This window comes from Mucilaginibacter sp. SJ, from assembly GCF_028993635.1.
GTDB lineage: Bacteria > Bacteroidota > Bacteroidia > Sphingobacteriales > Sphingobacteriaceae > Mucilaginibacter.
On sequence record NZ_CP118631.1, the window covers coordinates 4,285,725 to 4,309,961 of the forward strand.

Annotated in this window: 22 protein-coding genes; 12 read left to right on the forward strand and 10 right to left on the reverse strand. The window is 44.0% G+C overall.

The window, feature by feature from the left end; all coding sequences use genetic code 11:
* Positions 1 to 497: 497 nt before the first annotated feature.
* From MusilaSJ_RS17515 to MusilaSJ_RS17535, 5 genes are all read left to right on the forward strand, one after another.
* Positions 498 to 1,376 (forward strand): cell division protein FtsX, encoded by an 879-nt coding sequence (locus MusilaSJ_RS17515; RefSeq protein WP_110586228.1) that lies wholly within the window; start codon positions 498 to 500, stop codon positions 1,374 to 1,376.
* 92 nt (positions 1,377 to 1,468) lie between these two features.
* A complete protein-coding gene (locus MusilaSJ_RS28015) occupies positions 1,469 to 1,762 on the forward strand; it encodes a DUF3098 domain-containing protein (RefSeq protein ID WP_342457012.1) in 294 nt (97 codons plus the stop codon).
* 89 nt (positions 1,763 to 1,851) lie between these two features.
* Entirely contained in the window at positions 1,852 to 2,646 is a 795-nt protein-coding gene (locus MusilaSJ_RS17525) for an undecaprenyl-diphosphate phosphatase (protein ID WP_274986179.1), read from the forward strand.
* Positions 2,647 to 2,794: 148 nt separating this feature from the next.
* Positions 2,795 to 3,526, forward strand: coding sequence for a tRNA pseudouridine(55) synthase TruB (truB, locus tag MusilaSJ_RS17530; RefSeq protein ID WP_446725146.1), 732 nt, complete (start codon positions 2,795 to 2,797; stop codon positions 3,524 to 3,526).
* Positions 3,527 to 3,602: 76 nt separating this feature from the next.
* Complete coding sequence (locus MusilaSJ_RS17535; protein ID WP_274986181.1) at positions 3,603 to 4,529, forward strand: bifunctional riboflavin kinase/FAD synthetase; 927 nt, start codon at positions 3,603 to 3,605, stop codon at positions 4,527 to 4,529.
* Positions 4,530 to 4,613: 84 nt separating this feature from the next.
* Here the strand turns inward: MusilaSJ_RS17535 and MusilaSJ_RS17540 are convergent, their stop codons facing one another.
* A complete protein-coding gene (locus tag MusilaSJ_RS17540; protein ID WP_274986182.1) occupies positions 4,614 to 5,237 on the reverse strand; it encodes a LysE family transporter in 624 nt (207 codons plus the stop codon).
* A 180-nt stretch (positions 5,238 to 5,417) separates the two neighbouring features.
* On the opposite strand from MusilaSJ_RS17540, the gene MusilaSJ_RS17545 reads away from it, so the two are divergent.
* Complete coding sequence (locus tag MusilaSJ_RS17545) at positions 5,418 to 6,344, forward strand: cobalamin-binding protein (RefSeq protein ID WP_274986183.1); 927 nt, start codon at positions 5,418 to 5,420, stop codon at positions 6,342 to 6,344.
* A 252-nt stretch (positions 6,345 to 6,596) separates the two neighbouring features.
* On the forward strand, positions 6,597 to 9,152 hold the full coding sequence (locus MusilaSJ_RS17550) for a family 20 glycosylhydrolase (protein ID WP_274986184.1): 2,556 nt from the start codon (positions 6,597 to 6,599) through the stop codon (positions 9,150 to 9,152).
* Positions 9,153 to 9,577: 425 nt separating this feature from the next.
* Here MusilaSJ_RS17550 and MusilaSJ_RS17555 read toward each other — a convergent pair whose 3' ends face one another.
* The 3 genes from MusilaSJ_RS17555 to MusilaSJ_RS17565 form a co-directional block, all read right to left on the reverse strand.
* Positions 9,578 to 11,194 (reverse strand): aminopeptidase P family protein, encoded by a 1,617-nt coding sequence (locus MusilaSJ_RS17555; protein ID WP_274986185.1) that lies wholly within the window; start codon positions 11,192 to 11,194, stop codon positions 9,578 to 9,580.
* A 243-nt stretch (positions 11,195 to 11,437) separates the two neighbouring features.
* Complete coding sequence (locus tag MusilaSJ_RS17560) at positions 11,438 to 12,433, reverse strand: glycoside hydrolase family 43 protein (RefSeq protein ID WP_274986186.1); 996 nt, start codon at positions 12,431 to 12,433, stop codon at positions 11,438 to 11,440.
* 115 nt (positions 12,434 to 12,548) lie between these two features.
* On the reverse strand, positions 12,549 to 13,778 hold the full coding sequence (locus MusilaSJ_RS17565) for a DEAD/DEAH box helicase (protein ID WP_274986187.1): 1,230 nt from the start codon (positions 13,776 to 13,778) through the stop codon (positions 12,549 to 12,551).
* 161 nt (positions 13,779 to 13,939) lie between these two features.
* Between MusilaSJ_RS17565 and MusilaSJ_RS17570 the strand changes: the two genes are divergently transcribed.
* Entirely contained in the window at positions 13,940 to 14,440 is a 501-nt protein-coding gene (locus MusilaSJ_RS17570; protein WP_274986188.1) for a GNAT family N-acetyltransferase, read from the forward strand.
* Between the two features lie 237 nt (positions 14,441 to 14,677).
* Here the strand turns inward: MusilaSJ_RS17570 and MusilaSJ_RS17575 are convergent, their stop codons facing one another.
* From MusilaSJ_RS17575 to MusilaSJ_RS17600, 6 genes are all read right to left on the reverse strand, one after another.
* On the reverse strand, positions 14,678 to 15,112 hold the full coding sequence (locus tag MusilaSJ_RS17575) for a low molecular weight protein-tyrosine-phosphatase (RefSeq protein ID WP_274986189.1): 435 nt from the start codon (positions 15,110 to 15,112) through the stop codon (positions 14,678 to 14,680).
* 111 nt (positions 15,113 to 15,223) lie between these two features.
* Positions 15,224 to 16,018 (reverse strand): S1/P1 nuclease, encoded by a 795-nt coding sequence (locus MusilaSJ_RS17580; RefSeq protein ID WP_274986190.1) that lies wholly within the window; start codon positions 16,016 to 16,018, stop codon positions 15,224 to 15,226.
* Complete coding sequence (locus MusilaSJ_RS17585; protein WP_274986191.1) at positions 16,018 to 16,602, reverse strand: fumarate hydratase; 585 nt, start codon at positions 16,600 to 16,602, stop codon at positions 16,018 to 16,020. The genes MusilaSJ_RS17580 and MusilaSJ_RS17585 overlap by 1 nt, the downstream gene beginning before the upstream one ends.
* Before the next feature lie 53 nt (positions 16,603 to 16,655).
* A complete protein-coding gene (fumC, locus tag MusilaSJ_RS17590; protein WP_274986192.1) occupies positions 16,656 to 18,053 on the reverse strand; it encodes a class II fumarate hydratase in 1,398 nt (465 codons plus the stop codon).
* Positions 18,054 to 18,595: 542 nt separating this feature from the next.
* A complete protein-coding gene (locus MusilaSJ_RS17595) occupies positions 18,596 to 19,255 on the reverse strand; it encodes a DUF6624 domain-containing protein (protein WP_274986193.1) in 660 nt (219 codons plus the stop codon).
* Between the two features lie 39 nt (positions 19,256 to 19,294).
* Entirely contained in the window at positions 19,295 to 19,900 is a 606-nt protein-coding gene (locus MusilaSJ_RS17600; protein WP_274986194.1) for a hypothetical protein, read from the reverse strand.
* Between the two features lie 197 nt (positions 19,901 to 20,097).
* On the opposite strand from MusilaSJ_RS17600, the gene MusilaSJ_RS17605 reads away from it, so the two are divergent.
* The 4 genes from MusilaSJ_RS17605 (at position 20,098) to gcvT (ending at position 24,046) form a co-directional block, all read left to right on the forward strand.
* A complete protein-coding gene (locus tag MusilaSJ_RS17605; protein ID WP_274986195.1) occupies positions 20,098 to 20,706 on the forward strand; it encodes a DUF4142 domain-containing protein in 609 nt (202 codons plus the stop codon).
* A 121-nt stretch (positions 20,707 to 20,827) separates the two neighbouring features.
* The gene (locus tag MusilaSJ_RS17610) at positions 20,828 to 21,844 is read left to right on the forward strand and encodes a Gfo/Idh/MocA family oxidoreductase (RefSeq protein ID WP_274986196.1); all 1,017 of its coding nucleotides are present in this window, start codon (positions 20,828 to 20,830) and stop codon (positions 21,842 to 21,844) included.
* A 39-nt stretch (positions 21,845 to 21,883) separates the two neighbouring features.
* Positions 21,884 to 22,372 (forward strand): TlpA family protein disulfide reductase, encoded by a 489-nt coding sequence (locus MusilaSJ_RS17615; RefSeq protein ID WP_167516314.1) that lies wholly within the window; start codon positions 21,884 to 21,886, stop codon positions 22,370 to 22,372.
* Between the two features lie 594 nt (positions 22,373 to 22,966).
* Positions 22,967 to 24,046, forward strand: coding sequence for a glycine cleavage system aminomethyltransferase GcvT (gcvT, locus tag MusilaSJ_RS17620; RefSeq protein ID WP_274986197.1), 1,080 nt, complete (start codon positions 22,967 to 22,969; stop codon positions 24,044 to 24,046).
* Positions 24,047 to 24,237 lie beyond the last annotated feature (191 nt).

A 24,237-nucleotide genomic window follows, 5' to 3' on the forward strand; every position in this document is an offset into this window, starting at 1 on the left:
CCCCCAGAGGGGGAACAGGTTTGTAGCAAAATATTATACCGATAACAACCGTGCCAGAGGTACGGAACACCGGAGTTGTGTACCGCTGGCACACCAAAAATCTATTCAAAATGGTTTCTACAAACCTTTTGCACCTCTGGTGCAGCTTGTCAATCTCTTAACTTAATGACATTGGCCGGTATCCGCTCCTAACGCTGTCTGAGCTCGAATTCTATAGAATTCAAGGAATTTATCGAATGCAAAGCAATTCATTAATTCATTTAATTCAGTTAAGACGTTGAAAAAAATCAACGCAATCAGCGAAATCAAAAAAATTAACGGTGGGTTGTTAATAAATGTTAAATCTGTTAAGCTAAAGCGTTATTAAACGATATTTATAAGCAATAAACTTTTACCTTTAGGGTGGGTTTCTTATTTTCGCAGAAATATGATATTAACTTGAGGGGGGATAGTGGTCTCAAATCTCACGTCTGATATCTAACATCTAACAAAAGTAAATGGAAGAATTTGAAGCAAGCGCATCCTCTAAAAAGACAAAAACCATCTACATTTCAACTGTATTTGGTATTGCCATGGTGCTGTTAATGGTAGGGCTGCTGGGTTTAATACTGGTGTACGCTAAAAATATTTCGAGCTATGTTAAAGAAAATATCGTGCTTAATATTTTTGTTGATGATGCCGCCCACGAAAGCGACGTATTGCAACTTCAAAAACAGTTGGATGGCAACGTAATGGTAAAACAAACCCAATACGTAAGTAAAGAGCTTGCCGCCCGCAACCTGCAAAAAGACCTTGGCGAAGACTTTGTAAAGTTTTTAGGTTATAACCCGCTATCGCAGTCAGTTGATGTTTACCTGAAAGCGGAGTATGCCAACAACAAGGATATTGAAAAGTTTAAAGCCGAATTGCTGAAAAACCCATTGATAAAAGAGGTTAAATACCAGCAATCGCTGGTTGATCAAATGAACCAGAATGTAACTACCATCAGTTTGATCATCCTTACCTTTGCCGGTATCTTTGTGGTGCTTTCGGTAGCGCTGATTAACAATACCATCAGGCTGGCCATTTATTCGCAGCGTTTCCTGATCAAATCGATGCAGTTGGTTGGAGCTACAAAAGGGTTTATCCGCAAGCCTTTTTTATTATACGGAATCTGGCATGGGTTATTAGGCGGTTTAATCGCGATTATCCTGTTGATAGGTACGCTGTATGTAGCTTATGATAATGTACCCGACCTGGTGTTTTTACAAAACTATACCGAGTTTGGCATCGTGTTTTTAGTTGTTGTTGGCCTGGGTATTTTTATATCAGGCTTCAGTACCTTTTTAGCGGTTAACAAGTTTTTACGTTTAAAGATATACGATCTGTACAGATAGAGGTTAAAGGCGAAAGGGTAAAGCTGAAAGGCTTGATCTGGACTTTCAATCACTAATTCACTAAATCAATAATTCACTCATTAAAAAGATATATGGCACAAAAATTTAAACCAGCCGGCCCTGTAAAAACAACTGCTGCAACATCGCCGGCAGCCACCGGTGCTGCAAAAGCCACCACGCCTGCACAACCGGTACAATTTATATTTGATAAAAGTAATTACCGTATGCTGATCATCAGCGTGGCGGTTGTGGCCTTCGGTTTTGTGCTGATGTCGGGCACAACTGATATTTACAGCACCACTAAAATTGTCATTGCTCCAATAGTAGTTTTGGGCGGCTTTGCCTTGGGTTTCTTCGCTATTCTTAAAAAGCCTTCGGCTAATTAATCCATTACCTAACTCATTTTTACAGCAGGTGTGCTTAAAATAAAGCATACCTGCTGTAATACCCTCTACCTCAACCCCCTGACCCCCTAATGAATCTCATCCATGTTATTATCCTTGCAATTATTGAAGGGATAACTGAATTTTTGCCTGTATCATCAACCGGGCACATGATCATTGCCTCATCAGTAATGGGCATAGCTGCCGATCCTTTTGTTAAGCTTTTTACTATTGCCATACAGCTGGGCGCCATCTTATCGGTAGTGTTCCTGTACTGGAGAAGGTTCCTGCAATCGGTTAATTTTTATTTAAAGCTGTTTATCGCTTTTATACCTGCGGCAATATTTGGCGTATTGTTTAGCAAAAAGATAGATGCTTTATTGGAAAGCGCGCTTACCGTGGGTATTACCCTGTTTGTTGGCGGCATTATTTTATTGTTTGTTGATAAATGGTTCAACAAGCCGGTGATTAAAGAAGAAAAGGATATCAGCAATTTAACGGCACTTAAAATAGGCTTTTTTCAGTGTTTAGCTATGATCCCGGGTACATCACGTTCGGCTGCTACTATTGTTGGTGGTATGGCACAAAAGCTAAGCCGCACCGCAGCTGCCGAGTTTTCATTCTTCCTGGCGGTGCCTACAATGTTTGCGGCAACTGCAAAAAAACTATATGATTTCCATAAAGAAGGGCACGTATTTACCGGCGAAGAAATTAAGTTACTGGCCATAGGTAATATCATTGCTTTTATTGTTGCCATGCTGGCTATTAAAACATTCATTACTTTTCTTGAGCGCCGTGGCTTCCAGATTTTCGGCTGGTACCGTATCGTGGTTGGAGCTGTTATTATAGGATTAATTTTGAGCGGGCACCAATTACAAACGATTTAAGCATTTAAGTATATCACATTAATTTTGCCGCGCCGGAATCATTCTCATATCAAAAGAGATTGATCCGGCGCAGTAATTTATAGCTTGTCAGGCAATAGGGCCGAAAATCGTACCTTTGCGAAAAATCGGATAAATTGATCCGGTGTAAATAAAAGATTTGAAGAACACGTATACAAAAATAGAGGAATTTGCTGAGGGTCAGCTCCTGCTGGTTAATAAACCGTATCAATGGACAAGCTTTGATGTGGTTGGCAAACTCCGCAATTCATTTAAGCCGCTTAAGCTGAAGGTTGGCCATGCGGGCACGCTCGATCCATTGGCTACCGGCCTGTTGATCATCTGCACCGGTAAAATGACCAAGCAGATCGATACTTTCCAGGCCGAAGAAAAGGAATATACCGGGACCATGGTATTGGGTGCAACTACACCCTCGTACGATATGGAAACAGAACCAGATAAAAGTTTCGACATCAGCCAACTCACCGAAGAAATGCTTCGTAACAATTGCGAACAGTTCATTGGCGATATCCGGCAATATCCGCCGGCACACTCTGCCATAAAAGTTGATGGCGAGCGTTTATATGAAAAGGCGCGCCGGGGCGAGGATGTGGAACTGAAGCTGCGTAATGTCACTATAACCGAATTTGAACTAACCCGTATTGATTTGCCCGAGGTTGATTTCAGGGTGGTGTGCAGTAAGGGCACTTATATCCGTTCGCTCGTGAATGATTTTGGCGCGGCTTTAGGCAACGGGGCCTATCTTTCAAAACTAAGGCGTACACGCAGCGGTAACTTCAGCATTGAAGACGCATGGGAAGTAATGGAACTGGTAAATACGGTGAGGGAATTAAAAGTATCAGATGTACATACAGCGCGGTAAAGGAAATTTACAAAGCTCAAACACTCCGGTTATTAATCCCATCGACTAAAAATTAACTTTGTGTTTTACTCATATAATGAGGGTTTACAATAATATTGACGAATTTACAGCGGTAAACAATGCAGTAGTCACCATCGGTACATTTGATGGGGTACACATAGGCCACCGTAAAATTATATCAGGAATTAAGGAACTGGCCGAAAGCACAGGAGGCGAAACGGTGATCCTTACTTTTTTTCCGCACCCGCGCATGATCCTGCACCCGGAGGATGAGAGCATAAAACTGATAACCACCATTGCCGAAAAGGCCGAACTAATGGAACGCCTCGGGGTTGACCATCTCATTATAACCCCTTTTTCAAGGGATTTTTCCAATCAATCTGCCGAGAGCTATATCCGCGATGTGCTGGTTAATAAAATTGGTACAAAAAAAATAGTAATCGGCTATGACCACCGCTTCGGTAAAGACAGGCAGGGCGGCTTTGAAGACCTGCAGCGCCTTAGCCCTGTGTATGGCTTTGATGTGGTAGAAATTCCCGAACAGGACATCAACGAGGTAGCCATCAGCTCAACCCGCATTCGTAACGCCCTGTTAAGCGGCGATATTCACTTGGCTAATGCCTTTTTAGGCTATCCTTTCTTTATTACGGGAAAGGTTGTCCGCGGCGATCAGATCGGTCGCCAGCTTGGTTATCCGACAGCCAATATCGTGGTTGAAGAAAAATATAAGCTTATTCCATGCGATGGCATTTTTGCGGTAACAGTAATTATAGCCGATCAGAAGTATAAGGGGATGGCCTACATCGGCAGCCGCCCTACGGTTAATGGTCTTACACGCAACATCGAGGTAAATATCTTTGATTTTAACGAAGAGATCTATAATCAAGCTATCCGTATGGAGTTTCACCATTACATCCGTGGCGATGTCAAATTTTCATCCCTCGAAGAGTTAAAAGTGCAGCTTGCCCGGGATAAAGTAGATGTTTTAAACCTTGATTTCTGAACCCTGATGTGCTTGATTTGAGGATTACCTTGAATTTGGTATCGATCGATATCGGGCAACCCTTAAATCAAGAAAATCAAGGTTTTAATGCTTGAAAAACGACAGATAAACCTGTTTCACAATATGATACATCGCGAAAGCGAAAAATAAAATAGCTATGCTGGTATTGATAAGCCTGGTACTTAGCGCAAATCGTTGCTGTATATACCTGGCAAATTTGGCGTAGATAAACAGGCACAAAAAAGCGCCTGCTGCCGAGCCCATGCTAAAAATAACGAGGGCTACCCGGCCGTCGAGGATCCATTCATGCGTAATAAGGTAGGTGCCGGTCACCATCCAGAAGGGTACCTGCATAGGGTTTAAAAAGCCTAATAAAATACCATATTTGATACTGGCATGCTCTGAATAATTGGCTTTAGGAGGCTTATTACGATGAATCCAGGTGATGTATCCCATAACGCCGAACAACACTACCATTATCCAGTCGATAACTGTATTGAGTTGCAACTGCCCTGAAAGCCAGCGGGCAGCATGCATAATGAAATAGGTAAAGAAAAATTCAACAGCCGAAAAAGCGGTTATAAAGCGTATAGCCTCTTTTATTCCACGGTTTATGGTAATCTGTACTAAAGTTAGGTTTATGTTGCCAGGGGGAATATAGCCTATAAAGTTGGCTATGATCCCGATGAAGAATGTTAAAAATATCATCGCAGCAAAGATAGGTTGTTAATTGGAGTTGGCAAACTTCAGATTTGCGGATGTGCAGATTTTAAATTTGCAGATGAAAGCTGCAATAATTCCACCACTCTAATTCCTCAATTTGCATATCTGCACATTTAAAATTTGCACATCTATAATTCTTACATTTGCAAACTTTAACTTGTTAACATGCCAACAAAAAAAATAGTTTCGTTACTACCGGCCGCTACCGAAATAATTTGTGCTTTAGGACTTGAAGAGAATTTAGCGGGCCGTTCGCACGAATGCGATTTTCCGGCATCTGTTAAAGAATTACCCATATGTACCGAAGCTAATTTTCCGGATGGTTTGAGCAGTGGCGATATTGATGTAAAAGTGAAAGAGATCCTGGCCGATGCGCTATCGGTTTATAGCGTAAAGCGCGAACAAATTAAAACCCTTGCGCCGGATGTGGTAGTAACCCAGGCCCAGTGCGAGGTTTGTGCGGTATCATTAAAAGATGTTGAAGAAGCGCTTGAAAACTACCTGGATAAACAAGCTCAAATTATATCACTGCAACCCAATAGCCTCGATGATATTTTTAATGACATTGCCAACGTTGCCAACGGGCTAAATGCACAGCAAGCCGGTGCCGAATTAATCGAGAGTTTGCAGGAGCGCGTTGATATCATCAAGCACAAACTGAAGTTTATCGACAGTAAACCTACGGTTGCCTGCATTGAGTGGCTTGAACCTTTAATGATTTCCGGCAACTGGGTTCCTGGCCTGGTAGAAATAGCAGGCGGAACGCCCGTTTTGGCACAGGAAGGTAAGCACTCGCCTTATATTGAGTGGGATGAGATCCTACAGCAGGACCCGGAAATTATTGTGGTGATGCCTTGCGGGTTCAGCATTGAACGTACCATGCGGGAGATCAACCTCCTTCTGGACCACCCGGGTTTTGCATCCCTCAAAGCGGTAAAAAACGACAGGTTTTATATTGCCGATGGCAACCAATATTTCAATCGTCCCGGCCCGAGGATTGTAGATTCTATTGAGATCCTGGCTGAAATTATCCGCCCTAAACAATTTATATTCGGATATGAGGGTGAGGGGTGGATTAAGTTTTCGTTGTAAAATACTGCCGCAGGTTTAGCGATAGCGTAACCTGTGGTGAACCATTACTGAAGCTTCCAGCTTAAGTAAAATAAGTGGAGCTGGAAGCTTCAATCATGCCAATCACGGGGTACGCTACGCTAAACCCGCGACAGATAAATGCTTGTTTAAGATTTAGTACTTTAGACTAAAGACTTCTTAAAATTACTTATTAAAATAATTTAAAAAGTAATATATTTACCTGTCTGCTATCTCCCAGGCACAGGGTCAATTATGAACAAAATTTTTACGCTGGTGGTTATCGCCGCGGTTTTTGTATGCAGCGGTTTTAAAATTAATGATGATAAAAAACCGAACGTAACCAACCTGCACCTCACCTGGCAGGTAATGGATAATAACTATCAAAATAAAAACCAAGCCCTCACCGCACTGGTGATTGCCAATAAAAGTCATGAGGTTTTGCCTGCAGGGGGATGGAAGATCTACTTTAATTCCGGGCGTGGTTTTACCAAAACGGCCGTTAGCAATAACGCCCTGATTGAACAGGTTAACGGCGACTTATACAGCATAACCCCCACATCCGGCTTCAAAGACCTGAAACCCGGCGAAACTTCCCGCATTGAATTTGTGTGCGATGACCCTGTGGTAAACATAACCGATGCGCCTGAAGGGCCATACCTGGTTTGGGATAACGCCCCTGAAAAAGGCTATTCTTTCGGCTCATATGATATTACCCCATATAAACCAACTTACCAGGGCTTAATAACCCCCGAAATTGTTTATGACAGGAATAAAACAGTTACCGATATTCCTGCTGATCAATTGGTAAAAGTTTTCCCTACACCGGTTAGTTATAGCCCGGGCAGCGGCAGTTTTTCGTTCGCTGCTGGTGTTCAGGTTTCGTCGGCCGATACGCGGTTCAGCAAAGAAGCAGCGGTTCTAAGTAATTATATTGCCGGCATCTTCGGAAAAAAGGAAACAGGAAAACCGGGTAAAGTTATTTCATTTGAATACAAAGCCGGTTTGGGCAATGAAGCTTACGAGCTAAGTGTAAAACCAGCTGCCGTGGTTATCCGCGCATCTGCAAATGCCGGCATCTATTATGGCATCCAGTCATTCAAAAGCTTGATCCCGGCGGGCGCTTTAGCTAAAACACCGTCTTCGGTACAAATTCCCTGTGTGGAAGTTGCCGATGCGCCCCGTTTTGGATACCGTGCCGTAATGCTGGATGTAGCCCGTAACTTTCAATCAAAACAACAGGTGTTGAAACTGCTGGAAGCGATGAGCCTGTACAAGCTTAATGTATTGCACCTGCATTTAACAGATGACGAGGGCTGGAGAATAGAGATCCCATCGCTGCCGGAGCTTACTTCTGTTGGCTCAAAGAGGGGCCATACACTTGATAGCAAACACCACCTGCCACCGTCGCACGGCTCTGGTCCGGAAGTTAACAATCCTTTCGGCAGCGGTTATTATACTAAGGCCGATTATATCGAGATCCTGAAATATGCCAACGACCGCCATATTACCGTAGTACCTGAAATTGAAACACCAGGGCACGCCCGCGGAGCTATTAAAGCAATGAATGCACGGTATGACCGACTGATGGCCGAAGGTAAAAAGGCCGAAGCTGAAAAATATTTGCTGTATGATCCCAATGATAAATCTGAGTATCGCTCGGTACAGTACTGGAACGATAATGTGATCGATGTATCGCTCCCTTCAACCTATAACTTTGTGGAGACTGTGGTTAATGACCTCATCAGTACTTATAAAGAAGCAGGCGCGCCGTTATCAACCATTCATTTCGGTGGTGATGAAGTACCTGCCAATGTATGGGAAAAATCACCGGCTTATGCGGCGCTTAAAGCTGCACATCCCGAAATACAAAGCACCAATGATCTTTGGTATTATTTCTACGGTCGTGTTAATGAGATCTTAAAAGCAAAAGGTATCCGCCTTTCGGGTTGGGAAGAAATGGCGCTTCGTAAAACAACCCTCGACGGTCAGCCGGCTTACGTACCCAATCCGGATTTTACCAAAGAACACTTACAGGTTGATGTTTGGAACAACGTATTAGGCGGAGGGCAGGAAGATCTGGCCTACCGTTTGGCTAATGGTGGTTACAAGGTGGTGTTAACCTGCGTTACCAACCTGTATTTTGATATGGCCAATTACAAATCATTTGACGAGCCTGGTTATTACTGGGGCGCGTTTTTAGGCATTGATAAATTTTTCTCGTTTATCCCCTATGATTATTTTAAAAATGCCGACGTTGATAAGCAAGGCAACCCGATAAACAGGAACATTTTCATAGGCAAACAACGCCTTACTGATTATGGTAAAAGCAATATCGTGGGCTTGCAGGGCGCGCTGTGGGCCGAAACAGTGAAAGGCCCGGAAAGAATGGATTACATGATATTTCCGAAGCTGCTTGGCCTGGCCGAACGTGCCTGGGCGCACGACCCGGCATGGGCCACCGAAAAAGACCCTGTAAAAAGTAAAGAGGCATACCAGGCGGCCTGGTCAAATTTCCTGAATGTGTTAGGTAAACGTGAACTGCCCCGCCTGTCTTATTATAACGGTGGCTATGATTACCGTGTGCCTAAGCCAGGGATCAGCCTGCAGGATGGTAAATATTTTAGTAATGTAGAGTTTCCAGGGTTGACTATACGGTATACAACCAATGGTAAAGATCCTGATGTTGGGAGTAAGGTTTATACAGGCCCGGTTAATTACAATGGTGGCGTTATAAAATTCCGCGCTTTTGATCCGAAAGGGCGGGGAAGTAATGTGGCTGAGGGAGGAAGTAATAATCTGAATCCGTAGTTTCAGTTTGCAGTTTTGGGTTTGCAGTTTGCAAGTCAGAAAAAGGTCGCCGCCACTCGGCTCCAGCCCATAGCCGTTAACTTAAGGAGAAAAACGCCTAAAAAGCGAGGGGAAGTGCGATTCCCCTCTTGAGAGGGGTGGAGGGGTGTATCACTCTACGTGCGACTTATCGCTTGTATAACACACCCCTGCTCCCGCTCTTTTCCAACGCGCCCCCTCTCGAGAGGGGAGTTTGATGCGTTTACGCTGAATTAACTTCTTAAGTTAACGGCTATGGGCAGGGGCCGGGCGTTTGCGAAGATGTGTAACCCCTGTTTTTTATATGTAGTTTATTATTAGATATTTATATTTAAATATTCGGAATTGTGTTAACCCTGTTAACCCCACCACCGCCGCCTGGCTCCAGCCGAGCGGCGGCGGTTTTTCTATTTCAATTCCGGAAATTTAGCTGCTTCAAAAATACTTTTCTCAGTTGCTGCCTTTTCAACATCCTGCCATTTACGCGGCGCATCTATGGACAGGATAGTACCGCTGTCTTTACCTATTTGCACGTCATCTTCAATACGTACCCCTATGTTCCACCATTTTTTATCACAGGGGCTGCCGGCAGGGATATAAATGCCCGGCTCAACGGTAATCACCCAATTCTCTTCCAAATTACCGCGACCGCCTTTGTCATGCACATCGAGCCCTAAATGGTGCGAGCAGCCATGCGGATAATATTTACGTACTTCTGAAGCGTCCTTAATAATACCAAGCTTAATTAATCCGGCGGATAATACTTCTACCGATTTTTGTTCAAGGCTTGCATAAGGAACTCCCGCTTTACACAATTTAAAAATCTCTTCCTGCGCATCGTATACCAATTGGTAAATAGCTTTTTGCTCCTCGGTAAATTTGCCATTAGCCGGTACGGTACGGGTAACATCGGCAGAATATCCGTGGTATTCCGCGCCAACATCCATCAGCAGCAACTGGTTATTGATTTTTGTGGCCGAGTTTTCTTCATAATGCAGGATACAGCCATTTGCGCCTGCGCCTACAATCGGCGGATAGCCTTCGTCTTCGGCACCATATCTTTTGTGTACATAGGTCATGATCCCTTCAACCTCGCGCTCACTCATGGCCGGTTTAACCGACTTCATTACCTCCAAATGCGCGAGGCTTGAAATCTCCACAGCCTTTTTTAATACCGCCAGCTCTTCCGGTGTTTTTACGCCACGAAGCCTGCCGGTAAATTCAGCAAAGCCGGTATTGTCTCCATAAGCTGCTGCAATTTTTGCCTTAACATCTGCAAGTGTAACAGAATCAGGTTTGGCTACTAATTGCTGAATAATGGGGTTATTTTTATGGTCCTCATCTCCAAATTTATCTTTAAAATAAGCCATGAAGCGGCCAATGTTTTGAGGAGTGGCCATTCTTGCTATCATATTAAGATCACCAATAACCTGCCTGCTGGTTTCCGCTATGCCCGCTTTAGTTTTAAATGATGCAACAAGTTTTTTTAACTCCCCGGTCGATCCATCTCCGGTAACATCCTCGGGGAGCACGTCATAATACACATTGGCAAACTTTTTAAAATCAACGGGGAATTTCGCGAAATCCTCGCTGTTGTAAGCCCGCTTAAAACCAAGCTGCGATTTAGCGCCCTCAACGCCTAAACGCCTGCCTGTCCATTGCTCACGACCGGCATCCCGGTGACGTACAAATAGCACCTCGTTATAGCTGCTGTCGCCCACAGCCTGCATCTCTTTAAATACCAACAACACCGAGTTGGGCTCTTTATATCCCGAAAAATAATACAGGTCGGGATTAGGATGGTATACATAGTTAACATCATTTGAAAACACCTGCTCAGGGTACGAGAAGATCACCGCTACCGAATTGGCGGGCATCAGGTTGCGGAGCGCCTGGCGTCTTCCGGCATGAAACTCTTTGCTTAAATAATCGGTGGGCAGGTTTTCGGCGGTTTGTCCGAAACAGCGGTTGCTGCCAGTAAGGGCAAGTAAAATTACTAATGCCCGAAAAATTGATCGCGTCATAATGATAAAGGAATAATGTCAGTCAAAAAAACGGCTTAAGATACTAAATATCAGGGATTATCATGCTCACCCTTTTAGGGGAAATACACGATGGCAAATGAAAAGATTTCAGATGTGCAAATTAGCAAGGACAATATCAACGCTGAAACCACAATGGCGGAGGAAACTTACGAAGTTTTTGAAACTTCGTAAGTTTTGCCAACGATCATATGCATTGCAAACTCCCTCTTAGGGGGGTAGGGGCTATTTAATCTTCCTTGCCGTTACACCTTCATTGGTGATTTTTACCGGCAGGATCCTGCCATCCTTGTCAAAGTACATCTTATCGATGCAGGTAACGCGGTGGTTGCCATCAGTTTCGGTTAAGGGGCGGCGGTGGTAAACAATATACCATTCGTCCTTACCCGGCACCTGGATCACCGAATGGTGGCCTGCTCCTGTAGCAATATTCGGGTCCTGTTTTAATATTGTCCCGATACGGTTAAAAGGACCAAACGGCGAATCGCCGATGGCATAAGCTACGCGGTAATCCGGGCCGGTCCAGCCGCCTTCGCTCCACATAAAATAATATTTGCCTTTGCGTTTAAACATCACCGGGCCTTCAACATAATCTTTGGGGGTGATCAGTTTATAGGTTTCTCCGTCTTTAAACGGCTCGATACCTGTAAAGTCGTTTTTTAGCTTTACGATATTACATTGGCCCCAGCCGCCGTAGATCATATAATACTGACCATCGTCATCTTTAAAAACAAACTGATCTATAGGTTGGGCTTTGTTGATGATCTGCCCGATAAGCGGTTTGCCCAAAAGGTCTTTGAACGGGCCTTCAGGTTTATCGCCAACGGCAACACCTATACCGCCAACTTCGTTGTTGTTCTGAATATCGTTAGCGCCAAAAAAGATATAGTATTTACCGTCTTTTTCGGTTACAGCGGGGGCCCACATGGCACGTTTAGCCCACTTTACAGCGGCAGTATCGATAATGCGGGGATGCTTAGTCCAGTTAACCAGATCGGGAGATGAAAAGGCATCCATAAATACCTGGTCGTTATATTTAGCCGAATAGGTAGGATAAACCCAGTATTGTTTATTGAAGATCTTAGCTTCCGGATCGGCATACCAGCCTTGAACAATTGGATTGCCGGATGTTTTTTTCTCCTGCGCTAAAGCGTTGTTATCAGATGTGGAAAGTGCCACACCTAATGCTGCCAGTAAAACCAGTTTTTTAGGAATGATCATTGGGAAAGAGATTTTTGGTCTAAGATATTAAAATAGATAAAACGTTTTAGTAATGAGACACGAATTTATTCGATTTAATTAAATCTAAACCAGAATGATATTCCTGAAAACTCTTTTAGTTACCGGTATTCTGCTGTTTCGGCTTCTTTCTTCCCCAGCGGCGATTAGGTTTCTTTTTAGCATCACCTTGTGCCGGTTCGGGCTTCAGGGGTTGTATCGTGGCCAGTTCATCCGGCAGCGCCATAAGCTTGATAGGCTTTTCAATCAGTTTTTCAATGTTTTTAAGCTTGCGCTCGTCGCGGTGGTTAACAAAAGTGATAGCGGTACCGGTGGTGGCTGCGCGGGCCGTACGACCGATACGGTGGATATAATCTTCCGGATCGCCGGGAACATCGTAGTTAATCACCAGGTCGATACCCTCTACGTCGATACCGCGCGAAAGGGCGTCGGTACCGATGATAACCGGTAATTGCTTGTTTTTGAACTTAAGCAGGATCTCTTCACGCTCCTTCTGTTCCAGATCGGAATGGAACGACATGGCGTTGATCTTGATGGCTTTAAGCTCTTTGTATAATGCTTTAACAATTTCTTTGCGCGAAGCGAAGATGATGATGCTTGTAAATGCCGAATCTTTAAGGATATGCTGTACCAGCGGCGTTTTTTGCTGATCATGCACCCGGTAAACCTGCTGATCGATCCCTACAGCCGGTTGCGAAATAGCGATATTGATCTGCTCCGGATCTTTCAAAATAGCCTTGGCCAATGAACGGATGCGCCCCGGCATGGTGGCCGAAAATAACAGCGTTTGCCTCTCCTTAGGCAGATAACTGATGATCTTCATGATATCATCCGAAAAACCCATGTCCAGCATCCGGTCGGCCTCATCAAGTACCAAATGGGTAAGGTGGTTAAGCTTCAGTACGCCTGATGTAAGGTGGGCTATCAGTCTGCCTGGCGTAGCTACAATAATATTTACATTATTTTGAATGCCTCGGCGCTGTTGTTCGTAAACAATGCCGTCGCCGCCGCCAAAAACAGCAATAGAGCTGATGCCGGTAAAATAGGCAAGGCCTTCAACCTGCTGATCTATTTGTTGGGCAAGCTCGCGGGTTGGGGCAAGTATGAGGGCACTGGTATGGTGTTTATTTGTTTTGCTGATGCTGTTTAAAACAGGCAGCAGGTAAGCGCCGGTTTTACCGGTACCGGTTTGAGCGCAGGCAATCAGGTCGCGCCCTTCCATAATGGCCGGGATGGCCATAGATTGTATGGGTGTTGGGTTTACGAAGCCCATGCTTTCTACACCTTCAAATAATTGCTCGTTAAAATTAAAATCCTGGAAAGTCACTATATCTTATAAGTAAATTATGCAAGGTATAAAAATTTAACGGTAAATGAGGGTTTTAGCATAATTGAGCTATTGTTAAAGGGTCAAAATAAATCTGGTCACCCTTTAATGACACTCAACTTACCTGTACAATCAATTCAAAAATATATTTTTGAAAACCTATGAATATTATCACTCAAACACCACGCTTGCTGATCCGTGAATTTACAGCCGAAGATGAAGAACTTTCTGCCCTTATAGACGCCGATGACCGCCTTACCCAATATGTAAAGAAACGTACTCCTCAGGAGAGTAAACAGGTTTTCAAAGATACGCTGAAGGAATACCAAAATGGATCGGGACTGGGGAGATGGGGGATTTTCAATATTGCCGATAATGATTTTATTGGCGTTTGCGCCCTCAAGCCAAGTGATTATGACAAGAGCCGCATTGAACTGGGCTACCGCCTGCACCTTAAATACTGGGGCCACGGTATAGCTACCGAACTGGCCGAAGCACTGATCAGTTATGGTTTAAAGAATATAGGGCTAAAAGAGATTTGCGCCGTTACCCATCCTCAAAATGCGGCATCACAAAGGGTGCTGATTAAAGCTGGCTTTGTATGGGAAGGGATTGTGTTTTGGTATGGGGAAGATGTGCCGTTTTTTAGGATAGGTAAATAACCTTTTGTCATGTTGAACGGAGTGAAACATCTTTTCCGCCCGGCAAAATCGCGATGCATTGTGAAGAAGATCTTTCGTGCCTACCCTTGACAACTTAAAAGGGGTGTTATACTGAGCTCGTCGAAGTATGGCGGGCAGGCCTCTCCGCACGAGTCTTCGACAGGCTCAGAGGACCTCTCTTGTTATTTCCCTTTCAGAGCCTACGGCTTTAAATCACTCAGGATGACAAAATCAGATTTACCTCAAATCCTTTATAATATCCCTACACCCGTTTTCGATCAGCTCAAAAACAAGTTCAAACTGGTTATCGTCATAATATGGATCGGGGACAACCTTATCACCTAACAGAAGCTTTACTTTAGCAGCCTGTTCTTCGTTGCGGGCCATGTCAAGCACATCGCTCAGGTTATTGCGGTCCATCACAAAAATATGGTCGAACTCGTCAAAGTCTGTGCGCTTAAACTGGCGGCAAATCTGTTTGCTGATATCAATGCCATGGTTCCGTGCTGCGCGGATTGAACGTCTGTCGGGCGCTTCGCCAACATGCCATCTCCCGGTACCCGCCGAATCAACATCCCAGCCGAGTCCATTTTCATCTGCCAGGTGCTGCATAACCCCCTCTGCCAGGGGCGAACGGCAGATATTGCCAAGGCATACCATTAGTATTTTCATTGTTTAGTTGATTGGGTGAGTGGTTGGATTAGGTGAGTGGTTTCTCATGTTGAAAATCGACCGGTATGCAACCGCTCACCTAATCAACCCAATAAACCACTCACTCAAAAATTATCCAAATATCTGGTTCAGCAAACCGGCCAAACGTACGCCGGCTTTAACCATTTGCTGATTAAGGGTAGCTATATGATTAAAGTTGTATTTGTAACCAAGTTTATCACCGGTTTTAGTTTCGGCGTATAGCTTATCAGCCATCTGGTTGCTTTCGTATATCCACTGGCTCATTGGCGCTTTTTGTAATTCGGTGCGCTGAGCGGCTGTTGTGTGGTTTATCATCGCGGTATACTCGGTGTAGCTTAATTGCTGAAGGTCAATCAGCTCGCTGTCCCAAACCGAGTGCAGGTTGCTGTCTTTACCAAACCATTGTACCTTTACATCGTTACCTCCCTTATCACTCAGGTGACCGGTGTGCAGCGGCTGGTGCACATCCTCAACAATATGGATCAGCATGCGCAGGTAAAGCAGCTTGTTGGTTTTGGTAGTAGTTTTCTTTTTAAGTTCGGCCACCAGGAAATTCATCTTGGTATAGGCATCGGTAATCGTGTCGGCCTTTAAATAAGCCTGCAGGTCCGGATAGCTGTAAGCTTTTTCCAGGTTGATAAAATGCCAGTTATACAGGTAATTGTAAGTTGGGTCTGATTTAATAAAATCGGCCCAGTTGCTGGTGATGGCTATCGACTCATTACCCAAAATAGCTTGAATAGCTTTGCGGGCTTTTGGTGTTAGGTAGCTATCGGCTATCTGCCCGCAAATGCGGTGACCATTAGTGCCCCAGGCCATGCTTTGCAGTGGGATATAAAATATCGCCACCAGCAATAAAAGTTTTTTTAAGGTTTGTGTTTTCATTACAATGGTTTTGGAATGCAGCTCGTTCTTTTTATTAAATGTGCGTTAATAGGTATTACGTTGGATGTGCTTATAAACCTGATCAGCGAATCGCCTTGCTTATGAACCTTAAAATATTCTTCATAATCGCCAAACCTGAAACAGCCCTGTTCATTTTTATACGAGCCATCGGCATTACAAAACTGCCCTTTGATATGCAGGGTGTCCTGCCTTTGCGAATAAGTTCCCCGGATATACTCATCCCAGTGGCCTTTGCTCATACAGGTATCAGCTCCGTAGTTAACCTTGCTAACGGTACTGATCTTCAAAAGAAATGAATCACAGCTGAATTTAATATCATATAGCGAATAGGTTACCAGGCTTTTTTGCGCAGGTATTGAGTCCTGTTTCCACTCTCCCTGTAAATAGCCCTCACCGGGTGTTTGCTTATCCGGGTTCATGGTACAAGAGCTGAAAGCTGAAAGCAGAAGGCTGAAAGCTATGAGGCGAAAGACTTTTTTTAAGCTAAAAGCTAAAAGCGGAAAGCCCAAAGCGAAAGGCTTAAAGCAGAAAGATAAAAAGCGAAAGCTATAGCGTTTTTGCATAAGCGAAAAATAAAAAAGCCCCTCTCCATCCGGAGAGGGGTTTGGGGTGAGGCTTATTTCAAATTGCCTATCATATTTTCGGGGCGAACCCACTCGTCAAACTGTTCGTTGGTTAGTAAGCCTAAACCAATAGCAGCTTCGCGCAGTGAACTGCCGTTTTTAAGTGCTGTTTTAGCAATTTTTGCCGCGTTTTCGTAGCCGATGTGCGGGTTAAGCGCAGTTACCAGCATTAACGAGTTTTCAAGGTGTTTTTTGATGCCATCATAATTAGGCTCAATGCCTACAGCGCAATGATCATTGAACGACACGCAGGCATCACCAATTAACCTTGCCGATTGCAGGAAGTTTGCCGCCATAACCGGTTTAAATACATTCAGCTCGTAATGGCCGTTTGAACCACCGATTGAGATAGCCACATCATTACCCATAACCTGTGCAGCTACCATGGTAACAGCTTCGTTTTGGGTTGGGTTAACTTTACCCGGCATAATAGATGAACCCGGCTCATTATCCGGAATGTGAATCTCCCCAATGCCCGAACGCGGACCGGAAGCCAGCATCCTGATATCATTAGCAATCTTCATTAATGAAACCGCGATCTGTTTCAAAGCGCCATGACTTTCTACAATGGCATCGTGAGCGGCAAGGGCTTCAAATTTATTTTCGGCTGTGATGAATGGCAAGCCGGTAAACTGAGCAATGTACTCAGCAACTTTTACATCATAACCTTTAGGTGTGTTAATGCCTGTACCTACAGCGGTACCGCCAAGGGCAAGTTCTGAAAGGTGATCAAGCGTATTGCGCAATGCTTTTAAGCCGTGGTTCAATTGCGATACATAGCCTGAAAACTCCTGGCCTAAAGTAAGCGGGGTAGCATCCATTAAATGGGTACGACCGATTTTTACTACTGATTTGAAAGCTTCAACCTTAGCCTGCAAGGTATCGCGCAGTTTCTCGATGCCCGGGATAGTTACATCAATCAGGATCTTGTATGCCGCGATGTGCATAGCTGTTGGGTAAGTATCGTTTGATGATTGTGATTTATTCACGTCATCATTAGGGTGAATAAAGGTTTTGCCTTCGCCCAGTTTATTGCCTTGTAATACGTGTGCACGGTTAGCAACAACCTCGTTCACGTTCATGTTTGATTGCGTGCCCGAGCCTGTTTGCCAGATCACCAGCGGAAACTCCGAAGCAAGTTTGCCTGCCAGGATCTCATCGCACACCTGTGCAATCAGGTCGCGTTTTTCGGCCGGTAAAACACCTAAATCGGTATTGGTAAAAGCGGCAGCCTTTTTCAGGTACGCGAAAGCGTCGATAATTTCCTTTGGCATTGATGCTTCCGGACCAATTTTAAAATTGTTGCGTGAGCGTTCGGTTTGTGCTCCCCAGTATTTGTCGGCAGGTACCTGTACCTCGCCCATGGTATCGTGTTCGGTTCTGAAACTCATGGTATTAAATTTTGCAGGGGCAAAGTTATGTTTTTATATGATGCGGGGGAATGCAGGGTGTAAACTTTTTGATAGGATAAATATATAAAGCCAAGCACAGGGAAACTGCTTTTAACCACATACGAATTGAAAAACAATAAATGAAAATTTTTCACACTAATTTTTACGTATTAATCGAATTACACGAATTGAATCAATTTAAGATTCGTGTAATTCGATTAATTGTGGAGCGCTTGCAAAGCATTTGTGTTGAAATTTTTCAGCATGAGATTAGTAATAAAGAGCGAATTATTTTAAATGCTCTTTCCCTGTAGCCAAGCACAGGGAAAGAGCATTGCGATTTTTACTATGCCGGTTTAAAAATTGACATAAAAATCCTAACAATCCCAAAATCCTAAAAATCATGGTTCAGATATGGGCGATGCCTCCGGCCTGGCTTTCCGCTCATACGCCTGCAGGCATTATGCTCGTGGGCCGGTATCCGCTTCAATCCCTAACGCAAATTGGGGTTCAATTGAGCAGTTCTATTTATTAAATCATGGCTACCACTTCACATCCTCAATTTTCACAACCTTGTAATCAAAGCCCAACCTTTTAGCGTTCTGTTCAACAGTTTGATCAAAACCGGCTTGCTTACGGCGTTCATTTACACCTGCCGCGTCTTTTATCGGCCAAACATAATAGCCAACTTTTTGACCGTTGCGCAATGGCTTAGATGTAGCCTGCGAACCGTAGATTTGCTCTTTACCTTCATACATCAGCTGCCTGTCGAGCATCATGGCGTACAACCTGAAAGGCAGTTCTTTGTTTTCGGCAGCGGTTTTCATGAGGGGCATGTACTGATTTATTTTAGGTGAGTGCTGGATCACGTACCAGGCTGCCTCATTGGTTGGTTCGCCAACAAGCGATTTGCCGGGATAGCCGTATTTTGCAAATACACCTTCAATAAAAAGGAGGTTAGTTGAATCGGCCTGGCTTTGGAGTTTCCAATAATAACCGATAGCTGCTTCAGGTTTCACCGGTAATGTTTTTAACAACGAATCTTTTTTATTGGGATCCATTAAGTAGGTTAATGTCTCCCGATATTTCTGATCAAGAACCAGCACACTATCAAGCTGCCTCTTCAAAACAGGGTTAAGCTTTTGCTGCGCAGATGCAGTGGCTGATGATAAAAGCAACAAAGCGATGATCAGGTTTTTCATGGTAAATAAGGTTTAAGCAAATAAACGCAAAAGTCTGTATCACAAGTATAAGCTATCCGCCTTTTCAAACAATTTTTTATTGCATTCGGTGGCACCTAACGAATAATTGAATCGCGAAAGTGCATACAGCAGCGGCAATTTGGCCGGCGCTATTTCGTTTTGCTGCAGATCAGTGAGCCAGTCGGCTCCGTCAAACTCCGTACGATATTTTTTTTCGAGACGTTCATAGATCCTGTAGGCATCGTCATGATCAAGCCACTCGGGCTTGATATACAAGCCGGTTAAGTCGCCCATTTTTTTGCGCTCTTCTGCTTCTGCAGTATCGGCGCTGCCAAATACAAAATAAAAATACAACCACAAGGCCAGGCCAATGGCCCCGATTAACAAAGCGGTTGAATCCCTTTCGCTAAAAAAGAAGATGAAAGCAATAAAGGCTATGATCACCGAAAGCATGCGCGCATAGCCGGCAATGATGCTTTGATGGTTGAGCGGAATATTAAACCCGTTGCGGCTTCGCCAGGCCGACCGGGTTACCAGCATGGAGCTGGTTGGGAACAACGGAATGCCAATAACCACAAATTTGGTCTCTATCCACTGCCCGTTAACCTCATGCACTTTGCCCAAAAACAATGATCCTATTAACATATCAGGTATAATTTAGTCGCGTTATTATAAACCACAACTTATAAAAGTGCTTTTAAACAAATGTTAAATATTTATTAAAAACTAAATATTAATAAATAGCACCCCCATCACTTTCTGGTTTTTATTTTACAAATAAGAAAATCAAACTTAATTAACTAAAAAATGTTAACTGTAAAAACAAATACATAAACACTACTATGAAAAAGTTAAGTTTAATTGCAATGATGGCCCTGGCGGCATTATCATTCCAGGCCTGTAATGGCGGAGCAAAAAGCGGCAGCGGCGACAGCACAGCAGCTGCAACAACTGACACTGCCGACAGTGCCAACAAAGTAAAAGACACAACTACCACCGGTGCTACAGGCATTGCCGTTACCGCCGATGATGCAAAATTTGCAACTGAAGCGGCCAATGCCGGCTTAGCCGAAGTTGCTGTTGGCCAGTTGGCCAGCGAAAAGGCAACCAATGCCAAAGTAAAAGATTTTGCTAAAATGATGGTTACTGACCACAGCAAAGCAAACGACGAACTAATGGCCATAGCCAAAACTAAAAACATTACCCTGCCATCGGCACCTGATGATGAGCATCAGAAAATGAAAGCCGACCTGGCAGCCAAATCAGGCGCTGATTTTGACAAGGACTACGTTGATGCCATGGTTAAAGGCCATAAAAAAGTTGAATCACTGTTTGAAGATGCTTCAAAAAATTGCAAAGATGCCGACCTTAAAGCCTTTGCAGCTAAAACATTACCTGTTATCCAACACCATTTAGCCGAAATTGAAGCTATTCAAAAAGGCATGAAGTAATCAGCTATTGATTAATTCAAGACAGAAAAAGGGAGATGTAACAATCTCCCTTTTTCTGTTTAATTCCCTTGTACAGGTGTGGCTAAAACGATACTTTTAACACAGCAAAATCTATTTTAATATGTCGAAACCAATAGTAACCGGCCTCATGGCCTATGGAATGTCGGGCAGGATTTTTCATGCCCCGTTTTTAACTACCAATCCGGGCTTTACTTTTAAGGCCCTGGTTGAGCGCCATGAAAAAAAAGCCGGCAAAAAATACCCGGATGTGATGAGTTATGATAGCATCGACCAACTGCTTAACGACGATGAAATAGAGCTCATCATCGTTAATACCCCTAACAACACCCACTTTGATTATGCTGTACAAGCTCTAAATGCCGGTAAACATGTACTGATTGAGAAGCCCGCAGCTGTAACCTCAAGCGAGGTGAAAGCGCTGTATGATCTGGGTAAAAAGCTTGATTTGAAAGTGATGATCTATCAAAACCGCCGGTATGACAGCGGTTTCCTTTCGGTAAAGGAGGTGATTGAAAGCGGCAGGTTAGGTGAGTTGATCGAGGTTCATTTCAGGCTGGACAGGTACCGCATGGCCATCGGTGCAAAACAATTCAAGGAAACGGCGGGCGTTCCGGGCGGCGGCCTTACCTATGACCTTGGCGCCCATTTGGTTGATAATGCCATCAGTATTTTCGGCAGGCCGTTGAGCTATGAAAAAACCACCGCTGTATTCAGGCCAAACTCGCAGGTTGATGATTATTTCAATATCCACCTTAAATATCCTAATCAGCTTAATGTATACCTAACCTCGGGGTTGCTCATTGCCGAGCATACTTACGGCTTTGTGGTGCATGGCACATTAGGCAGCTTTGTTAAAATGCGTACCGATGTACAGGAAGCGCAGCTTGATGCCGATATGATGCCAACCGATGAAGGTTTTGGCATCGAGCCCGAAGGCAGCGACGGTAAACTGGTGCTTATGGGTGCCGACGGGCAAAAGACCGTGGAGTGGATAAAGTCACCCAAAGGTAATTATAATGGCATATTTGATGCCGTGTATCATACCGTGCGCGAAAATGCGTTATTCCCGGTAACTGAAGAACACATCGCCTGGCAAATTGAATTGCTTGAAAGCTAAAAATGTTGTAACTATGCTTATTAAATGCTAATTAATATAATGAAGAAACTGTATTTACTGCTTTGTCTGATTATTGCCGCCGGGTGCAGCCAGGCACAAACACCGCCTGCTAATTCCGGCTTGCCGCCATATCACATCCTCACTACAGACAGTGTTTACGTTACTCCTGCCAACCTGAAAAAGAACAAACCGGTAATGGTGATCTATTTTTCGCCCGATTGCAGCCATTGCCAGCACCTGATGTATGATCTGAAACCTGAGCTGCCCAAATTAAAAAATGTGCAGATAGTGATGATCACCTTTATGCCGATGCTTAAAGGGATCCAAACTTTCCAGCGCGATTTTGATCTGGCTAAATACCATAACATTACTATCGGCACCGAAGGCTACACCTACCTGGTACAGAAATTTTATAGTGTACAAACAACTCCATACATCGCCATTTATGATAAGTATGGCAAATTATTTCAAACTTATCCCAAAGTACCTAAGATCCCGGTGTTGATGGAAACCATTAAAAAAGTATAAAGTATTTTCACTTTAAAATAAAGCCGGTTAAACCACATTAAGTTTAACTGGCTTTATGTTTTCAATATTCGTCCCATCAGGGTCTCTCACAGAGGATCCTGATGTATACGCCATGCAAGTTCGTTGTTCTAACTCTTGAACGCCGCAACCCTCAGGGCCCTCTGCGAGAGACGCTGAGGGGGACATCAAATCAATAGTCAAATTGGGGTGATTTTCATAAGTTGAACCCCTCCGGGGCTCAGGTAAGGGGTGTGACGTTATTTCTACAAACCTTTTCCCCTCCCGGGGGATTTTACAATTTAATAAACATATATTAATTGCTGATGGATAGGTGCACCAGAGGTGCAAAAGGGTTGTAGCTCGTAAAGTGATAGAATATCCTTTGCCCCGGAGGTCCAAAACACAACGCCTTGCTGTTTAAGCGGCAAGTTTTGTGGGTAAACTTAAATCTGCGAGAGACCCTGAGGGAACACAAATCAGTGTAATCGGTGAAATCAAAAATCAATCGGTGTAATCCCCAAAAAATCAAAACCAATCAACGGTACCGATTACGCTTCATAATAGTTACCTTTGCGGCCAATATTTAAGTTGACAATGAAGAATACCGCATTAACCGATATCCACGTAAAAACCGGTGCCAAAATGGTTCCATTTGCCGGTTACAATATGCCCGTTCAATACACCGGTATTAACGCCGAACACGAAACCGTGCGCAAGGCTGTTGGTGTTTTTGACGTAAGCCACATGGGCGAATTCATTTTAAAAGGAGAGAACGCGCTTGACCTGATTCAGCGGGTAACCAGTAACGATGCCTCAAAATTATACGATGGCAAAGTGCAGTACTCATGCCTGCCCAATGAAAATGGTGGTATTGTTGACGATCTGCTGGTTTACCGTATCGACGAGAAAACCTACATGCTGGTGGTTAATGCCTCAAACATTGAAAAAGACTGGGATTGGATCTCAAAATATAATACCAATGGTGTTGATATGAAAAACATATCTGATCGTACGTCACTATTGGCTATCCAGGGCCCTAAAGCTGCCGAAGCCTTGCAAAGCCTAACTGAGGTTGACCTGGTATCGATGGAATACTACACCTTTAAAAAAGGAACTTTTGCGGGTGTTGATAATGTGCTAATATCAGCTACAGGCTATACAGGTGCGGGCGGTTTTGAGATCTATTTTGAAAACCAATATGCGGAGCAGATCTGGAACGCCATTTTCAAAGCCGGCGAACCATTCGGTATTAAGCCAATTGGTTTAGGCGCACGTGATACCTTACGTTTGGAGATGGGTTTCTGCCTTTACGGTAACGACATTGATGATAACACCTCACCGCTTGAAGCCGGTTTAGGTTGGGTAACCAAATTCAATAAAGAATTTACCAACGCCGAAGCCCTGCAAGCCCAAAAACAAGCTGGTGTGAGCCGCAAGCTGGTAGGTTTTGAAATGATAGACCGCGGCATCCCCCGTCATGATTATGTTATTGTTGATGCGGATGGCAATACTATAGGTAAAGTAACCTCGGGCACTCAATCGCCATCCTTGCAAAAAGCTATTGGTATGGGCTATGTAGATACCGCTTTCGCCAAAGAAGGTACCGAGATCTATATCAGCATCAGGGACAATAAAATTAAGGCGCAGATTGTAAAACCACCGTTTTATAAATAGGGCCCCTAACCCCTGAATGGAGGAACGCTTTCAAACTCCCCTCTCGAGAGGGGGCGCGGAGGAAAGAGCGGTTGCAGGGGTGTGTTGTACATCGTTTATTGGTGCATATTAACACACCCCTGCACCCCTCTGAAGAGGGGAATCGCGCAGCCCCAGCTTTTTATCTCTTTGTTATAATTCATTAATTTAAA

Coding starts and splice junctions, on each gene's coding strand:
- MusilaSJ_RS17515 (WP_110586228.1), top strand. CDS start 498: ATGGAAGAATTTGAAGCAAGCGCATCCTCTAAAAAGACAAAAACCATC.
- MusilaSJ_RS28015 (WP_342457012.1), top strand. CDS start 1,469: ATGGCACAAAAATTTAAACCAGCCGGCCCTGTAAAAACAACTGCTGCA.
- MusilaSJ_RS17525 (WP_274986179.1), top strand. CDS start 1,852: ATGAATCTCATCCATGTTATTATCCTTGCAATTATTGAAGGGATAACT.
- MusilaSJ_RS17535 (WP_274986181.1), top strand. CDS start 3,603: ATGAGGGTTTACAATAATATTGACGAATTTACAGCGGTAAACAATGCA.
- MusilaSJ_RS17540 (WP_274986182.1), bottom strand. CDS start 5,237: ATGATATTTTTAACATTCTTCATCGGGATCATAGCCAACTTTATAGGC.
- MusilaSJ_RS17545 (WP_274986183.1), top strand. CDS start 5,418: ATGCCAACAAAAAAAATAGTTTCGTTACTACCGGCCGCTACCGAAATA.
- MusilaSJ_RS17550 (WP_274986184.1), top strand. CDS start 6,597: ATGAACAAAATTTTTACGCTGGTGGTTATCGCCGCGGTTTTTGTATGC.
- MusilaSJ_RS17555 (WP_274986185.1), bottom strand. CDS start 11,194: ATGACGCGATCAATTTTTCGGGCATTAGTAATTTTACTTGCCCTTACT.
- MusilaSJ_RS17560 (WP_274986186.1), bottom strand. CDS start 12,433: ATGATCATTCCTAAAAAACTGGTTTTACTGGCAGCATTAGGTGTGGCA.
- MusilaSJ_RS17570 (WP_274986188.1), top strand. CDS start 13,940: ATGAATATTATCACTCAAACACCACGCTTGCTGATCCGTGAATTTACA.
- MusilaSJ_RS17575 (WP_274986189.1), bottom strand. CDS start 15,112: ATGAAAATACTAATGGTATGCCTTGGCAATATCTGCCGTTCGCCCCTG.
- MusilaSJ_RS17580 (WP_274986190.1), bottom strand. CDS start 16,018: ATGAAAACACAAACCTTAAAAAAACTTTTATTGCTGGTGGCGATATTT.
- MusilaSJ_RS17585 (WP_274986191.1), bottom strand. CDS start 16,602: ATGCAAAAACGCTATAGCTTTCGCTTTTTATCTTTCTGCTTTAAGCCT.
- fumC (WP_274986192.1), bottom strand. CDS start 18,053: ATGAGTTTCAGAACCGAACACGATACCATGGGCGAGGTACAGGTACCT.
- MusilaSJ_RS17595 (WP_274986193.1), bottom strand. CDS start 19,255: ATGAAAAACCTGATCATCGCTTTGTTGCTTTTATCATCAGCCACTGCA.
- MusilaSJ_RS17600 (WP_274986194.1), bottom strand. CDS start 19,900: ATGTTAATAGGATCATTGTTTTTGGGCAAAGTGCATGAGGTTAACGGG.
- MusilaSJ_RS17605 (WP_274986195.1), top strand. CDS start 20,098: ATGAAAAAGTTAAGTTTAATTGCAATGATGGCCCTGGCGGCATTATCA.
- MusilaSJ_RS17610 (WP_274986196.1), top strand. CDS start 20,828: ATGTCGAAACCAATAGTAACCGGCCTCATGGCCTATGGAATGTCGGGC.
- MusilaSJ_RS17615 (WP_167516314.1), top strand. CDS start 21,884: ATGAAGAAACTGTATTTACTGCTTTGTCTGATTATTGCCGCCGGGTGC.
- gcvT (WP_274986197.1), top strand. CDS start 22,967: ATGAAGAATACCGCATTAACCGATATCCACGTAAAAACCGGTGCCAAA.